Source organism: Serratia fonticola (genome assembly GCF_001006005.1).
GTDB classification, from domain to species: Bacteria; Pseudomonadota; Gammaproteobacteria; order Enterobacterales; family Enterobacteriaceae; genus Chania; species Chania fonticola.
Window position 1 is genome coordinate 1736956 of record NZ_CP011254.1, and the last position, 17122, is coordinate 1754077.

Below are 17122 nucleotides of genomic sequence, written 5' to 3' on the forward strand. Positions count from 1 at the left end.
CTGATTACTCCTGCTTTACGCCGTATTGCTTGCCGACGGCTGCTGCCATCAGCACTTCCTGGGTGGCCTGTTCAATCGGGAATTCGCCGCTGAGGTGGCCTTCGTGCATCACCAGGATGCGGTCACTCATGCCCAGCACCTCCGGCATTTCCGAAGACACCAGAATGATGCTCAGCCCTTCCTGCTTGAACTGGTTGATTAACTGGTAGATCTCTTTTTTGGCCCCGACGTCGACGCCGCGGGTCGGTTCGTCGAGGATCAGCACCTTTGGCCGGGTCATCAAGCCACGGGCAATCGCCACTTTTTGCTGGTTGCCGCCGGAAAGCAGGCCAATCGGTTGCTCCATCGACGGCGTTTTAATATTGAACAGGCGGATAAAATCGCTGACGGCGATCTGCTCGTCGGCATGTTTCAGTCCACCACCTGCACGGCTGAAGTAGCGCAGCGCGGTCAGCGACATGTTTTCCTTCACCGACATCCCCAGCACCAGACCATCACGTTTACGGTCTTCGGAGATATAGACGATACCGTTGGCCAGACCGTCCTGAGGAGTACGAGTGACCACTTCATGGCCATCCAGGTTCACGGTGCCGCTTTTACGTGGCGCCGCACCGTACAGGATCTTCATCAGCTCGGTACGCCCAGCCCCCATCAGGCCAGCCACACCCAAAATCTCACCACGGTATAAAGTAAAGCTGACGTCATGCACGCCAGGGCCGGAAACGTGGCTCACCTGCAGGCGTTTTTCACCACGCGGCAGGTTCAGGCGTGGATACTGCTCTTCCAGCTTGCGGCCCACCATCATTTCGATCAGCGAATCTTCATTCAGTTCGGCAACCGGCCGCTCAGCAATAAATTGCCCGTCACGGAATACGGTCACATCGTCGCAGATTTCGAAGATCTCTTTCAGGCGGTGGGAGATATAAACAATGCCGCGGCCTTCGGCTTTCAGCTCGTTGATCACTTTAAACAGCGAGGCGGTTTCGGTATCGGTCAGGGCATCGGTCGGCTCATCCATGATGATCACTTTGGATTCAAAGCTCAGCACCTTGGCGATTTCCACCATTTGCTGATCGCCAATCGACAATTCCCCCACCAGCCGGTGGCTGCTGTAACGCAGGTTCAAACGCGCCAGCAGTTTGTCCGCTTCGGCATACATGCGTTTCCAGTCGATGCGGCCAAAGCGGTTAACGAACTCGCGGCCAAGAAAGATGTTCTCGGCAATGGTCAGCTGCGGGATCAGGTTCAGTTCCTGGTGGATGATGCCGATACCCGCTTCCTGCGAATCCTTCGGCCCGTTGAAGGCCACCTCTTTGCCGAGGAAATATTGGCTGCCCGCATCTTTGTTGTAGATACCGGTCAGCACTTTCATCATGGTGGACTTGCCGGCACCGTTTTCCCCCACCAGCGCCATCACCCTGCCGGGATAAACGCTCAGGGCGGCGCCAGAAAGCGCCTTCACGCCGGGAAAGGCCTTATCGATCCCTTTCAGTTGCAGTAAAGGTTGCATAGGCGCCTCAGAAAGTTACGCCGGAGCACAGGATCACGTTCGCGTAGGGCGAACATTCTCCGCTGCGGATCACGGCCCGGCTGTGTTCGGTTTGCGCTTTAAACGCACTGTGGCTGATATAGCTGATGCTGATGGTATTGCCCTGGTGTTGGCCAAGCTGCGTCAGTTGGGCCAGCAACGCTTCATGGAGCGACGGGTTATGCTTGACGATCTCTTCCGCCAAGATGGCGCTCTCTACCTGCATTTCCTGCGTCACAACACCGACAACCTGCAAGAACGTCGGCACCCCTTGGGTCAGCGCCAGATCGATACGCGGCGTCACGGCCGGGATCGGCAAGCCCGCATCGCAAATCGCGATTTGATCGGTGTGGCCGAGACGAGAGACCACCGCAGAAACATCAGAATTCAGTAGTACGCCTTTTTTCATGAGTAAACTCCAGCAGCGAAACGTTTCGCTATTGAGTCAGTGTAGAAAATCAGCAGGGGAAGACAACCCTGTAATAGCGGAAATGTGATCGTCATCGAAACGTTTCGCTCACGTTCGACAAAGCGTAGCTAAAAAAGAAGGGCCCAGCAAATGCTGAGCCCCTGATTTAGATTTCGACCTGGGTTCCCAGTTCGATGACCCGGTTAGGCGGGATCTCAAACTGGTCGGCAGCCCGCAGCGCATTGCGGCTCAGGGCGATAAACAGCTTGCCGCGCAGGAACAGATACCACGGCCGTTTGGTGAGGATCAGCGATTCATGGGACATAAAGAACGACGTCTCCATCATCCGGCATGGCAGCCCTTCCAACCCACAGCGGTGGAAGACTTCCTCAACGTTCGGCGTTTCACGCCAGCCATAGCTGGCCACTACCCGCCAGAAGGTCGGCGACAGTTGTTCAATCGTCACCCGCCGGACGTTATGCACATAAGGGGCATCTTCGGTACGCAAGGTCAGCAGCACCACTCGCTCATGCAACACTTTGTTGTGCTTGAGGTTATGCAGCAGGGCAAACGGGATCACGTTAATGGCGCGGGACATAAACACTGCAGTGCCTGGCACGCGAACCGGCGGTGATTTTTCCAGTGAGGCAATCAGCGCTTCAAGGGAGTTGCCGTGCTCATGCATCCGGCGCAGCAGGCGGAAGCGTTCGCTCTTCCAGGTGATCATGATCAGGAACATCACCAGGGCCAACGTCAGCGGCAACCAACCACCAGAGAACAGCTTCAGGGCGTTAGCCGAGAACATCGGCACATCGATAATCAGCAGGATCGCCAGAATGCCCCCCACCAGGAAGCGATTCCAATGCCAGTTCTTGATGGCAACGGAGGTGATCAGGATGCTGGTCAATACCATGGTGCCAGTCACCGCGATGCCATAGGCTGCGGCCAGGTTGCTGGAGTGTTCGAAGCCCACAATCACCAACACCACGGCGATATACAGGGTCCAGTTGATCACCGGGATATAGATCTGGCCGGACTCCATTTCCGAGGTATGAATGATACGCATCGGTGACAGATAGCCCAGACGAACGGCCTGGCGGGTCAACGAGAAGACGCCGGAAATGACCGCCTGCGAGGCGATCACCGTGGCCAGCGTGGCCAATATCAGCAGCGGGATCAGCGCCCAGTCGGGGGCCAACAGGAAGAACGGGTTCTTGATCGCCTCCGGATTTTTCAGCAGCAATGCCCCTTGGCCGAAGTAGTTAAGCACCAGCGAAGGCAGCACTACGGTGAACCAGGCCAGGCGGATCGGGAATTTGCCAAAGTGGCCCATATCGGCATACAGCGCTTCCACACCGGTAATCGACAGCACCACCGCACCGAGCGCGAAGAACGACACCTTCTTATATTCAACAAAGAAGTTGAGGGCCCATTTCGGGTTCAGCGCCTGCAATACTTCCGGGTTGGAGATAATGCTGCGCGCTCCCAGGACTGCCAACACGATAAACCACAGTAGCATCACCGGGGCAAACAGCTTGCCCACGCTGCCAGTGCCGTGTTTTTGGATTGCAAACAGTAAGGTCAGTACCAGAATGGAGAGCGGGACGATATAGGGATCCAGCGACGGGGCGGCAATCTCCAGCCCTTCGATCGCCGACATCACCGAGATCGCCGGGGTGATCACCACCTCGCCATAGAAGAAGCTGCCACCAATCAGGCCCAGGATCACCAGAAAAGACGTGGTCCGCGCCGAGGTATGGCGCCCTGCCAAAGACATCAACGTCAGTATCCCGCCTTCACCGGCGTTATCCGCACGCATAACGTAGGTGAGATACTTCAGGGAAACGATGACGATCAACATCCAGAAGATTAAGGAAAGGAAGCCAAACACCACATCGGGCCGGACGTCAAAACCGTAATGGCCGGAAAAACATTCTCGCAAGGTATAGAGCGGGCTGGTGCCGATATCACCGTAAACGACCCCAATAGCCGCCAGGGTAACCGCCGATAAAGACTGTTTATGTTCTGTGCTCATAGTTTGCTTCTTTTGCTAGATCATCCGTCAACCGACGCATCCGCATCAGGCTTAAGATATGGGCTCTAAGATCCGTTACACCCGGTAAAAGGCGCACAGTATGCATCATTTATACTACTTGCCTACTCTTATATCGGGTCCCAAAAATAAACAAAATGTGAATCAGCCCCCTTGTTGAGCATAGAAAAATTTTACTAATCAACCAGCTATAGGGCTAAAAATAATGATGGTTTATCATCGGATTCTCTAGCAAGATTGGCTGTCGGCCTGGGTGGCAGGCTCTAACCTCCGGACAACGCGAGCTATTTTATGGCGTCATCAACACTTCTGGCAGAACGGATCTCCCGCCTCAGCAGTGCGCTGGAGAGCGGTCTTTATGAACGGCAAGAGGCTATCAGGCTGTGCTTGCTGGCGGCCTTGTGCGGCGAAAGTGTGTTCTTGCTCGGCCCGCCGGGGATCGCCAAGAGTCTGATCGCCCGCCGGCTGAAATTTGCCTTCCGCAGCGCTCGTTCATTTGAATACCTGATGACGCGCTTTTCCACACCGGAAGAGGTGTTTGGCCCACTGTCGATCCAGGCTCTGAAAGATGAAGGCCGCTATCAGCGCCTGACTGCGGGTTATCTGCCTGAAGCAGAGATCGTGTTTCTTGATGAAATCTGGAAGGCTGGCCCGGCAATCCTCAATACCTTGCTTACCGCGATCAACGAGCGCCGCTTCCGTAACGGCAATAGTGAAGAGCCCATTCCGCTGCGCCTGCTGGTCACCGCCTCCAATGAATTACCCGAGGCCGATAGCAGCCTTGAAGCGTTGTATGACCGTATGCTGATCCGGCTGTGGCTTGATAAGGTGCAGGATAAGCAGAATTTCCGCTCGCTGTTGGTGGCCCGCCAGAATGAAAGCGACAACCCGGTGCCCGAAGCGCTGAGCATCAGCGATGAAGAGTTCCACCAATGGCAACCACTGATCGATAAGGTCAAACTGCCGGAAAACTGCTTTGAACTGATTTTCCTGCTGCGCCAACGGTTAGACGCCTTGGAACAGGCGCCTTATGTTTCCGACCGGCGTTGGAAGAAATCCCTGCGCTTACTGCAGGCCTGCGCCTTTTTCAGCGGCCGCGACACCATTGTGCCGTTGGATTTAATGCTGTTGAAGGATTGCCTGTGGCACGATCGGACATCATTAAAGTTGTTACAGCAACAAATCGATCAGTTGCTGACCGAACAAGCCTATCAGCAGCAAACCTTGTTGATCCAGCTACAGCAGATCCACACCCGTTGGATGCAGCATCAACAGCAACAGAGTCATCGCCAAGCCATCCAACTGGTGAAAAAAGGCGGCATGTTCAGCCGCAAGCCACAATACGTGCTGGAGCATCAGCTCACTGGCACCACTTTGACGCTGCTGCTGCAAAAGCCATTACAGCTGCACGACATTCAGGTTAACCACCTGAGTATCGAAAGCAGCATGCTGGAAAACTGGCTGCAAAAAGGCGGTGACGTGCGCGCCAAGCTCAACGGTATTGGTTTTGCCCAGCAGATCGATCTGGAAGTCGATGAGCAACTGCACCTGACCGTGTTAGACGTCAGCCGCCAGCCCTCCCTGCTGGCCATGCCGGGTAAGCCGACTGGGGGAACCCCGCCAGAATTCCTGGACGAAATAGAAACATTAAGCCAGCGCCAGGCAGAGCAGCGGCGGCTATTCAGCCAGCATCAACCCTGCCTGTTTACCCCAGCCGCCGGGTTGGCGAAAATTGAAGCCAGCCTGTTGCAGGTGGCTGAGCAGATCAAACAGCTGTCCCAGCAAATGCGCGGCCAGTAACCATGCTGAGCCTCGAAACGCTCGATATGCTGTTGTCGATCTCCGAAGGCGAGCTGATCGAAGAACTGATCATTGGCCTGTTGGCCACGCCGCAGTTGGCGGTATTTTTCAATAAATTCCCGGCGATACGCCGGGCGATCAACCGCGATCTGCCTCAATGGAAGCTGCAACTGAAAGATCGCATTCAGCAAGCCGTGGTGCCGCCGGTGCTGGCGCAAGAGTTTTACCGCTACCAGCAGTGCCAGTTGGAAAGCCACGGCCAGTTCTCGCAAAACCTTAACGAGACGCTCGATCTGTTACGCCAATGCGCGTCGCCGTTTTACGCCCAGGCACGGAGCATGGTGGACGCCGCCGATCTCCCCTCTCATCCGCTCGATGGCAGTTTCCAGACCCTGTTTCTGCAACGCTGGCGCATTAGCCTGACTCTGCAGGCCACGATGCTGCACCATAAGTTACTGGAGCAGGAGCGTGAACAACTGATGGCCGAGCTGCAAGAACGGTTGGCGCTGAGCGGCGCACTGGAGCCGGTGCTGGCAGAGAACGACACGGCCGCAGGCCGATTGTGGGATATGAGCAAAGGCCAGTTACAACGCGGTGACTACCAACGGCTGGTGGAGTACGGAGACTTCCTGCAACAACAGCCAGAGCTACAAAAGCTGGCGCAGCAACTGGGCCGCAGCTATGAAGCCAAGGCGGTGCAGCAACAAGACGCGCAGCCGGAACCGTACCGGGTGATGGTGCAGGTACCCGCCATTCAGCCGGAAGAGGTCAGCGGTATACACCAAAGTGACGACATCCTGCGGCTACTGCCTCCCGAACTGGCGGCGTTGGGCATTGAAGAGTTGGAGTTTGAATTTTACCGGCGGCTGCTGGAAAAACGCTTGCTGACCTATCGCCTGCAAGGGGATGCCTGGCAGGAACAGATCATGATGCACCAGGTCACCCATCAGCAGCAGGACCGGCAGCCACGCGGGCCGTTTATTGTCTGCGTAGATACCTCCGGCTCAATGGGCGGCTTTAATGAACAATGCGCCAAGGCCTTTTGCCTGGCACTGCTGCGTGTCGCACTGGCAGATAATCGCCGCTGCTACATCATGCTGTTTGCCAGCCAGATTGTGCACTATGAACTGACGGCCGCCAGCGGTATCGAACAGGCGGTGCGTTTCTTGGGCCAGCATTTTCGTGGCGGGACGGATTTGGCCGCCTGCCTGAATGCCACCGTCAGCAAAATGGCGGAAAGCGACTGGTTTGACGCCGATGCGGTGATTATTTCCGATTTTATTGCCCAGCGGCTGCCGGAAGAGGTGATCAAGAAAGTGAAGTCACAGCAGCACAGCCACCAGCAACGCTTTCACGCGGTGGCCATGTCAGCCTATGGCAAACCCGGCATCATGCGCATCTTCGATCATATCTGGCGCTTTGATACCGGGTTAAAAAGCCGTTTACTGCGGCGCTGGAGTCGCTAGCTGTTACAGCAGCCCTTCAACGCTCTCGCGTACTTCTGGTCCCCACACGCCACACTGTACCTGCCCAATATGCGACAGTTGCAGCAACAGCATCACCAGGCGTGATTGACCAATACCACCACCAATGGTCTGAGGCATTTCACCACGCAGCAGGGACTGGTGCCATTCCAGCTTCAGGCGATCCAGATCGTCGGTTAACGTCAGCTGATGTTGCAACGCTGCCGCATCAACACGGATTCCCATCGAGGAAAGTTCAAACGCATCCTGCAACACCGGGTTCCACACCACGATGTCACCGTTCAACCCTTTCAGCCCTTCGATACCTGGCGTGGTCCAGTCATCATAATCCGGTGCACGCACGTCATGGGATTTACCATGTGACAGTTTGCCACCAATACCAATCAGGAATACTGCTCCCAATTCTTTGGCGATCGCACGTTCACGGCCTTTGGCATCCAGCTCAGGGTAACGTTGCAGCAATGTTTCGCTGTGAACAAAGTGGATCTGTTCTGGCAGGAACGGTGCCAGACCAAATTCACGGCTCACCGCAGCTTCCGTTTCTTTTATAGAGGCATAGATCCGCTTAACGGTATCTTGCAGGTAAGCCGGGCTACGTTCGCCATCTCCCATTACACGTTCCCAATCCCACTGATCGACATACACCGAGTGGATCGGCGTCAGGCGATCTTCATCCGGGCGCAGCGCTTTCATATGGGTATACACACCTTCACCCGCGCTGAAATCGTGCTCACCCAGGGTTTTACGCTTCCATTTAGCCAGCGAGTGCACGACTTCAAACGTCGCGTCCGGCAGGCTTTTGACTTTCACCTGAACGGCTTTTTCGCTGCCAGAAAGGTTATCTTGAGTACCATCGCCCAGTCGGCTGAGGATCGGGGCCTGCACTTCAATCAGGCCAAGCTGCTGTTCCAACTGGCGGGAGAAGAAGGATTTTACGAAGCTGATTTGTTGTTGTTTTTGGATAAACTGCTTTTTCATTGCCGTATCTCTTGAATAATCTGTCTAGTTGCCAATGATTAAGCAACAGAATGGCACCTAAATTCAATATCCATCAATCAATATTGTCTTTTCGCTTTTAATCGGTCATTTTTAAGCGGTGATAATTCAACAATCAGCAATTAAAGGGGCATTTAATGGCAGAAATTTATCAGATCGATAATCTCGATCGCGGCATCCTCAACGCATTAATGGAGAATGCCCGCATGCCTTACGCCGAACTGGCGAAGAATTTTGCCGTCAGCCCCGGCACCATTCATGTGCGGGTGGAGAAGATGAAGCAGGCCGGGATCATCACCGGAACGCGGGTTGATGTGAACCCAAAACAGCTGGGCTACGACGTCTGCTGCTTTATCGGCATCATATTGAAGAGTGCCAAGGACTACCCTTCGGCGCTGAAAAAGCTCGAAAGCCTGGATGAAGTGGTGGAAGCCTATTACACCACCGGCCACTACAGCGTGTTTATCAAGGTGATGTGCCGCTCGATCGATGCGCTGCAACAGGTACTGATCAACAAAATCCAGACCATCGACGAGATCCAGTCAACGGAGACGCTGATCTCGTTGCAGAATCCTATCATGCGTACCATTACGCCTTAATAAGCGATTTTTCACAGCCCACAAGCCTCTATGATAGGCCCGTGGTGCTGTGTAAGGCAGCCCAAACCTGATTGAGTAAAATCACTTTGCCAGAAAGGAAAAGATAGAACGTTTAAAAAAGATTGAAAATCGGGTCTACGGAGGTCACGTTTGCATCAATAGGGTGTTCCTGAAGAATGTGAGGCATTTGTTAAATTATTGGGTCATACACGTCAATATCACTAATCTGTTAATCATTATAAATGCAAGTCTTACATATGTAGGAATCATACGACATCTGTAGTTATCTGCTCTTATATACCTGAAGAGTCGTTTAAAATATTATTCTCTCACTTTATAAAACTACACTTTGATCATGCACTGATAGCAGGCGTGGCAAGCAAGGGAGAGATGATGGTTTATATTGACAGTGATACCATTAACAAACTCAGTCTCCGGGCACTGAGTAAATATAAAAAAATTGTTTTATTTTTAGCCGTACTGCTTTTACTGTGCGGTACTTTATGTCTACTCGTTCCTGTCTATTCTGGTATTGCTTTGAGCTATCTTTTAGGAAGCTTGTTTGTTATTTCAGGGATATACTCCTTCGTCAGCGCATTGGCTTTCAGAAAAAACACTTCGAGTTTCATTTCATTGTGTCTATTTTGCATTATCTATATTTTTCTAGGCGTTAGCTTTTTATCAAGCCCAATGGTCGGAATGAATATTCTTTCAATGCTCATTTGTATTCTATTTTTGTTAGGGGGTATGAGTCGCCTGACTACCGCGTTTAACAATAGCGAAATGATTGGGCGTTACTGGTGTATTTTTATCGGTATCCTGGATTTTGCTATTGCATTCATCTGGCTGAGTGCTGGTGAAGACACATCATACCTATTAACCGTAATGTTAATCGGTCTTGAAATGGTATTAACTTCATGGTTTTTGTTCATTCTTAACTATGGTTTTAACCAACATAAAGACAGACACTCCGTTGCTTAATCTCGATACATTTTTCAATATATACAATATTAATCAGGAGATAGTTATCATGACTAAATTTACGAAAAAGATCCTTATCGCTTCAGCTTTGATTGTGGCTAGTATTAATGTAGCCAACGCAGAAACTACGGGTAAAACAACCCCACAGGATATGACTTGCAAAGAATTCATTGATCTTAACCCTAAGGCGATGACCCCCGTAGCATTCTGGGTGGTCAATAAAGATAATGTTTATCAGCAAGGTGACTATGTTGACTGGAATGAAGTAGAAACCATCTATGTTCCGCAGGTCATCAAAGCCTGCAAGCAAAAACCTGAAAGCAAGCTGGAAGAATTTAAGCAGTGGATTAACGAAATCAAATAATACCATCAGATAAAGTCAGCTATCTACGATAACTGACTTTATCTGTATAACAAGAATTAACCTCACCCAACACTCCCTCAAAATAAGATAAGACTCTCAGTTGGGATTTAGGGGATTTTACTTTAAAAGGCAGAAGGATTTTCGCTAAAAAATAACAATCCATACTGTTGTTTTTTATAATAGGAAGATAAATTATGCCTACAGGCTTAGCAGCAAAAGATAGCAATCAAAAATTAGGACTATTGGCATTAGTTGCTATCGTAGTCAGTTCGATGATTGGCAGTGGCGTTGATGGGCTACCACAGAATATGTCCGCCAGTTCAGCTGTGGGTTCTGTGGCTATAGCTTGGTTAATCTGCGGCTTCGGAATGTTTTTCATTTCTCGTACATTCATTATTCTTTCGGATATTCGTCCAGACCTACAGGCTGGCATCTACATGTATGCTCAGGAAGGTTTTGGTACCTTCTGCGCATTTATTGTCGTATGGGGCTATTGGCTGATGACTATTTTCAGCAACGTCGCCTTTGGTATCATGGTGATGGATACCCTGAATTATTTTATCCCGGGAGGGTTTAGCGGCGGAAACAATATCCCTTCAATTATTGGCATATCTATTCTTATCTGGGGATTCAATTTTTTAGTGTTGTCTGGAACAAGACTGGCAGGTGCGGTAAATATTATAGGGACGTTAGCAAAACTAATACCGCTAGTTATATTTGTATTCGTTCTAGTTTATTTCCTTAACGTTAACGAACTCACCAGTAACATCTGGGCAAACAATCCTTTATTTCCTAAGGAGTATCTAGGCTCGGTATTCTCCCAGATAAAGTCGCCACTTGATGTTGCACTATGGTGTTTTATTGGTGTTGAGGGCGCCGTTGCATTGTCTGGAAGAGTAAAAAACAAAAAAGATGTCGGCAGGGCAACCTTAATTGGTTTTATCATTTCACTTATCATATGTATCTTGATTTCTATCCTGCCTTTCGGGGTCTTGACGCAAAAAGAACTGAGCGTGATCGCCACACCGTCAACGGCAGGGATCCTGAAGATTGTTGTCGGCGAGTGGGGCGAAAGACTGATTAATATTGGTGTGCTGATCTCGGTGTTAACCAGTTGGTTAGCCTGGACCATGATTTGTGCAGAAATTCCTATGGTTGCAGCTCAAAATTCAGCCTTCCCAGAAAAATTTGCTAAACGAAACCATCAAGGAGCGGCATCGGTTTCGCTATGGGTCAGCAGCGCTTTAATGCAGCTTGTGGTTTTGATGGTTTACTTTTCAAGTAACGCCTGGATAGCCATGCTCTCGATTTCAGCCTTGACAGTTTTACCTGTCTATCTGCTGTCCACCGCTTACTTATGCAAGTTATGTATCAATGGTGAATATAATAATTATGCTCGTAATGGCCGTATTAGTGCACTAATCAGTGGTGTGATAGGGCTGTTATTTTGCTTGTTTATGTTTTACGCCAGCGAACCGAAATATCTTGCCATGGTGCCAATGCTATTAACGCTGGGCCTACCGTTATTCTTTTGGGCGAGAATTCATGAGGGAGGTATGAAAAAAATATTTAAAGGTAATGAAATGAAAGTTTTCTTATCATTAATCGCTCTTGATGCATTTACAGGGTTTCTCTTTATCAACGGTACGATAAAGTTATAACCAATTTTTAGACGTCATTTTTTGTCGCCGATTAATCGGTGGCTACTAATTTATTTATTCAAAAAAGGTAATTAATTATGAAGTTTAATCACAATATTTTGTTTGTATCCTCTCGAGGATTAAAACAAGATCCCCCCGCGATACAAGCTCTCGAAGAGCTCAACGCGGCGGTTAAAGCCAGAGGATTTACCACCTTCATTGTGGATCAGATTAGCGATGCAGTGAAGGTTATTAATGAAAGCCAAAAATACAGTGCGGTAGGGATTTACTGGGACCCAAGCAATCCTAAAATAGATATTGAATGTCAGGAGTTCATTGATATTTTTCGTAAACGAAATGCCACTGCGCCTCTTTTCTTATTATCTGAAGACAATGTCACTGACAGGGTATCCCTTGCTATACTCAAAGAAGTAAATGAGTATATTTATTTATTTTCCGAAACCCCGACCTTCACTGCCAATCGTATTTATACGCTTATTCACCGATATGCTGAAAACCTGCTGCCGCCTTACTTTAAAACGCTAAAAAACTTTACCGAAGACGGCGACTATTACTGGGACTGCCCAGGGCACATGGGTGGTATGGCCTATTTAAAGCATCCTGTCGGTACTGAGTTTATCAACTTCTTCGGCGAAAACATGATGCGGGCCGATATCGGAGTCGCTACAGCTGAAATGGGGGATTACCTCATCCATGCAGGGCCGTCCAAAAAATCAGAAGACATCGCCGCTGAACTTTTTGGCGCTGATTGGACGTTCTATGGCGTTTCCGGCTCATCCGGCTCCAATCGTATCGTGGCTCAAGGGGCGGTCGCAGCGGATGAAATTGCCATTGTCGACCGTAACTGCCATAAATCGCTAAATCATGGTCTAACGCTTTCCCAGGCACGCCCGGTCTACCTTAAGCCCACGCGTAATGCCTATGGGTTGATTGGCCCAATACCGACTCAACGCCTGAAAAAAGAAAGTATTGATGAGTTGATCGCCAAAAGCCCGCTGACTTCAGATGCGGTAGACACATCGCCCACTTATGCGGTTGTCACTAACTGTACCTATGATGGTTTCTGTTACAACGTTAATGACGTGGTGAAATATCTGGGAGCCAGCGTACCACGCATTCATTTTGACGAAGCCTGGTATGCGTATGCCCGTTTCCATCCGATGTATAAGAACCGTTTCGCAATGGACGTTGAAGACACTCCCGATCGCCCGACCATTTTTGCTGTGCAGTCGACCCATAAAATGCTGCCTTCTCTATCAATGGCCTCAATGATCCATGTGAAAAAAAGCCACCGTGCTCCGTTGGATTTTGATGATTTTAACGATTCATTCATGATGCACGGCACCACATCTCCCTTTTACCCGATCATTGCTTCAATTGATGTAGCGGTAAGTATGATGCAGGGAGATTCCGGTCGTTCCTTGGTACAGGAGTCGATCGATGAAGCCATTGCGTTCCGTAAAGCCGTCGTTTCCGTTAAACGCCAGATTCGCGAACAAGAGGGCGAATCAGCCTGGTTTTTTGACGTTCTACAGCCAGCGGAGGTTCATGATAAGGCAACGGGTAAACAGTACAGCTTTGAAGAGGCTCCGCTTGAGCTACTCAACCAGGGTCCTGAATGTTGGGAATTATCTGCGGGCGATAGCTGGCACGGCTTTCACGATGAAGATCTGGTTGATACCAATAGCATGCTTGATCCGGTAAAAGTCACCATTACCTGCCCAGGCATTAACCTGGATGGTAGTTACCAAGAACAGGGTATACCTGGCTATTTGATCACCAAATTCCTCGATGACAAAAGGATTGAAATTGCCCGCACCGGCGATTACACGATCCTCATTTTGTTTTCTGTTGGTATCACCAAAGGAAAATGGGGCACGTTAATTGAAAACCTGCTGACCTTTAAAAAACTCTATGACTCCGATGCGCTTGCCGTTGATGCTATTGCGTCTTTGAAAGGCCAATCACCGCATTACGATAACTTGACCCTGAAACAACTCTGCCAGCAGATGCATGAAAAAATGTGCGAGCTGGACCTGATGAACCACATTAATGAGGCGGTTAATACCGACCCTGAACCGGTGATGACTCCGGCTGCGGCCTATCAGAAAGTGCTGCGCTATAAGGCAGAACACATCCGCCTGGATGATTTTTCTGGCCGTATTGCCGCCAGCATGTTGGTTCCTTACCCACCAGGTATCCCGGTCCTAATGCCAGGTGAACGTCTGCCAGTTGGCGACAAAGGCATTATGGGCTATCTGCGAGCTTTACAGGACTTTGATAAACACTTCCCAGGTTTTGAACATGAGATCCAGGGTATCAACGTTGATGAAAATGGTGACTTTTGGGTAAGAGCCATCATTGAAGATGAACGCAAAGCTGTAAAGCGGCCGGAACAGCTCCGTTTTAAACGCCGGGTTTCTCCAACAATTAAAAAAGGTCGCCAATAATCAGCTGGTTATCTCATCGCTCCGACCAGCCAGGGCCGGGGTGATATCTATTCCGATGCAAGGGTTTTATTTATGTCAAATCAATCTTCAACATCATCAACGAGTGCTACTGACACAGCAAAGACAGACGGCGAGCACAAGCTCGGGCTAATTGCATTAATCGCCATTGTTGTAGGATCTATGCTTGGCGGTGGTGTATTTAGCCTTCCCCAAAACACAGCTGCTACCTCGGCAGTAGGGCCGATCATAATCGCGTGGCTTATCGCAGGTATTGGTATCTACTTTATCGCAAACTCATTCCGCCTGTTGTCCGACCTGCGCCCCGACCTACAGGCGGGCGTCTATATGTATGCCCAGGAAGGCTTCGGGTCATTTATTGCTTTCAACGTCGCCTGGGGATACTGGCTGATGACTGCCTTTGGCAACGTCGCCTTCGCCGTAATCTTGATGGACGCGTTAAACCAGTTTTTCCCCGGTGTATTCACCGATGGCAATAACCTGAATTCAATTATCTGCGGTTCGGTTTTGATTTGGGGTTACAACTTCCTGGTGTTATCCGGGACGAAAGTTGCGGGTTTTGTGAACACTCTCGGTACCATCGCCAAACTTGTACCACTGGTGCTGTTTGTTGTCATACTGGGCTTCTTAATCAATTATTCTCAGCTGTTCAGCAACTTTTGGGGAACTGCACCACAAATCGTTGAAGGGGTCGGCAACCACGCTAAACCCGTATCACTGATGTCGCAAATTCTTGCCCCTATGACGGTAACACTATGGGCATTTATTGGCGTAGAGGGCGCCGTCGTTCTTTCTGGACGCGCCAAAAACAAGAAAGATGTTGGTAAGGCCACGCTGCTGGGCTTTTTGTTGGCGCTGATCATCTACATACTGATGTCGATATTACCGTTTGGCGTTATGCCGCAGGCAGAACTCGCTCAGGCCAGTAATCCTTCAACTGCAGGCGTCCTGGCGAAAGTAGTCGGTCACTGGGGCGGTTGGTTAATGAACGTAGGACTGATTATTTCAGTACTGGCAGGCTGGCTAGCCTGGACGATGCTCTGTGCTGAAATTCCCATGGTTGCCGGGCAAAAAGGCGCTTTCCCACGGGCTTTTGCGCGCACCAATAGCAAACAGGCCGCCAATGTTTCCCTTTGGGTCAGCAGTTTTGTGATGCAGGCCGCGATGTTATTAGTCTATTTTTCTAATGACGCGTGGAACACGATGTACAACATCAGTGCGTTGATGGTGGTGCCTGCATATATCACTACGACCTTGTATATGGCGAAAATTTGCCTCAATCGTGAGTACGATCAGTATGCCAAAAAGGGGCGTAAATTTGCCCTTGTCAGCGGCATTCTTGGCGTCATATTCTGCCTGTTTATCCTTTATGCCAGCCAAATCCAGTATGTAGCGCTGGTTCCCATTCTGCTTACCTGCGGGCTACCGGTGTTCATATGGTCTCGTAAAGAGAAGGGCGACAATCAGCCGCTGTTCCAGAATAAAGAAATTTTTTATCTGGCTATCCTGTTGCTGCTTGATGCCATCGTCATCTGGTTGCTAATGATGGGGCGCATCACGCTATAACCGATCTTTTGCCCCCTAGCCCGGGAGAAGCTAGGGGAGCAAAGCTGCGATTTGAAGACCTTAGGCTTTATTGAAAGAGCCAGTGTTTAAGGAATTGGTGACATGGTTAACCATAGCCGCGGTTAATCATGTCATCATACCGCCAGTAACGCCTGCTTCTGCGCTCATGCATAGGGCTTTCGCCCCACCCTCCATCTTATCCACCAGCTGAAAAATAAAACTTATCCTCATACAGGAACAACCACGGCAAGGTTGGCAAGATTACTTCAGACCCCACCCAATGATTTTCTAGCTATTTAAATCAATCAATTATGAAAAATAGCGCCATTATTGTGTCTGATGAACCGTTGATGCTGTTGGTGGATCCAGGTTACCTAGATCGTTATACCCATATTATCCACAGGTAGATCCCAGCTGATTCACAGAGTACAATACGGCCTCTTGAGTTTAAGGTTGGGATCATTCATTCATGGCAGACATCACTCTGATCAGTGGCAGCACGCTTGGCAGCGCAGAATACGTGGCTGAACATTTGGCCGAGAAACTCGAAGAAGCAGGTTTCTCAACGGAAATGCTGCATGGCCCTGAATTGGATGAATTGACACTGTCAGGCCGCTGGCTGGTGGTTTCCTCCACTCACGGTGCCGGTGATTTACCAGATAACTTGCAGCCGCTGTTGGAACAACTGGCAGAGCAGCAACCTGATTTATCGCAGGTGCAGTTCGGTGCCGTCGGTTTGGGCAGTTCTGAGTACGATACCTTCTGTGGTGCGATCAAACAGATCGACGATCTTTTCCAGGCTCGTGGAGCGAAAAGGATCGGCGATCGTCTTGAGATCGACGTGACCCAACATGAAATTCCCGAGGATCCTGCCGAAGAATGGCTGAAGAATTGGATTATTTTACTCTAATTCGGTTAAAGATCGCGCGAACGATTGTGTATAACTATGCTTGAAAGCAGGGTATAAGCGGTAGTTATCCCAATAACAACCGTCGTACGCTTTCTGTCCTGTGGATAACATGCCATTTAGATCCCAGCTTATACTGGCCAGGATCACCGATCATTCACAGCAAACGATCCTGCTTAATCGGCTGATCTTTATCTGGAATAATCACTTATCCACAGAGGATCGCGATCCTAATAAGAGATCTAATAAAGAGATCTTTAAATAAAAAAGATCTTCTTTTAATTACCTAAGATCCTGACCGCTTGG

At 49.8% G+C, this 17122-nt stretch carries 13 protein-coding genes; 9 read left to right on the plus strand and 4 right to left on the minus strand.

From position 1 onward, the window contains the following. Positions 1–4: 4 nt before the first annotated feature. The 3 genes from rbsA to kup all read right to left on the minus strand — a co-directional run bounded on the left by rbsA (position 5) and on the right by kup (position 3972). Complete coding sequence (rbsA, locus tag WN53_RS07680; protein ID WP_021181446.1) at positions 5–1510, minus strand: ribose ABC transporter ATP-binding protein RbsA; 1506 nt, start codon at positions 1508–1510, stop codon at positions 5–7. A 7-nt stretch (positions 1511–1517) separates the two neighbouring features. Next, complete coding sequence (rbsD, locus tag WN53_RS07685; RefSeq protein WP_021181445.1) at positions 1518–1937, minus strand: D-ribose pyranase; 420 nt, start codon at positions 1935–1937, stop codon at positions 1518–1520. A 166-nt stretch (positions 1938–2103) separates the two neighbouring features. After that, positions 2104–3972 (minus strand): low affinity potassium transporter Kup, encoded by a 1869-nt coding sequence (kup, locus tag WN53_RS07690; RefSeq protein WP_024484671.1) that lies wholly within the window; start codon positions 3970–3972, stop codon positions 2104–2106. 309 nt (positions 3973–4281) lie between these two features. Between kup and ravA the strand changes: the two genes are divergently transcribed. Together ravA and viaA are read left to right on the plus strand one after the other, a co-directional pair. Then, complete coding sequence (ravA, locus tag WN53_RS07695) at positions 4282–5790, plus strand: ATPase RavA (RefSeq protein ID WP_024484672.1); 1509 nt, start codon at positions 4282–4284, stop codon at positions 5788–5790. A 2-nt stretch (positions 5791–5792) separates the two neighbouring features. After that, complete coding sequence (gene viaA, locus WN53_RS07700; RefSeq protein WP_024484673.1) at positions 5793–7256, plus strand: ATPase RavA stimulator ViaA; 1464 nt, start codon at positions 5793–5795, stop codon at positions 7254–7256. 3 nt (positions 7257–7259) lie between these two features. Here the strand turns inward: viaA and asnA are convergent, their stop codons facing one another. After that, complete coding sequence (gene asnA, locus WN53_RS07705) at positions 7260–8252, minus strand: aspartate--ammonia ligase (protein WP_024484674.1); 993 nt, start codon at positions 8250–8252, stop codon at positions 7260–7262. Between the two features lie 155 nt (positions 8253–8407). Between asnA and asnC the strand changes: the two genes are divergently transcribed. The 7 genes from asnC (at position 8408) to mioC (ending at position 16819) form a co-directional block, all read left to right on the plus strand. Next, the gene (gene asnC, locus WN53_RS07710) at positions 8408–8869 is read left to right on the plus strand and encodes a transcriptional regulator AsnC (RefSeq protein ID WP_024484675.1); all 462 of its coding nucleotides are present in this window, start codon (positions 8408–8410) and stop codon (positions 8867–8869) included. 372 nt (positions 8870–9241) lie between these two features. Beyond that, a complete protein-coding gene (locus WN53_RS07715) occupies positions 9242–9850 on the plus strand; it encodes a DUF308 domain-containing protein (protein ID WP_158645269.1) in 609 nt (202 codons plus the stop codon). A 49-nt stretch (positions 9851–9899) separates the two neighbouring features. Further along, positions 9900–10214 carry an acid-activated periplasmic chaperone HdeB gene (gene hdeB / locus WN53_RS07720; RefSeq protein WP_024484677.1) on the plus strand — a complete coding sequence of 105 codons (315 nt, stop codon included), beginning with the start codon at positions 9900–9902 and terminating at the stop codon, positions 10212–10214. 194 nt (positions 10215–10408) lie between these two features. After that, complete coding sequence (locus WN53_RS07725) at positions 10409–11875, plus strand: basic amino acid/polyamine antiporter (protein ID WP_024484678.1); 1467 nt, start codon at positions 10409–10411, stop codon at positions 11873–11875. Positions 11876–11952: 77 nt separating this feature from the next. Continuing rightward, positions 11953–14325, plus strand: coding sequence for an Orn/Lys/Arg family decarboxylase (locus WN53_RS07730; protein WP_024484679.1), 2373 nt, complete (start codon positions 11953–11955; stop codon positions 14323–14325). A gap of 72 nt (positions 14326–14397) precedes the next feature. Further along, positions 14398–15909, plus strand: a complete 1512-nt coding sequence (locus WN53_RS07735; protein WP_024484680.1) for a basic amino acid/polyamine antiporter — start codon at positions 14398–14400, stop codon at positions 15907–15909. Between the two features lie 469 nt (positions 15910–16378). After that, positions 16379–16819 (plus strand): FMN-binding protein MioC, encoded by a 441-nt coding sequence (gene mioC / locus WN53_RS07740; RefSeq protein ID WP_024484681.1) that lies wholly within the window; start codon positions 16379–16381, stop codon positions 16817–16819. The last annotated feature ends 303 nt before the right edge of the window (positions 16820–17122 follow it).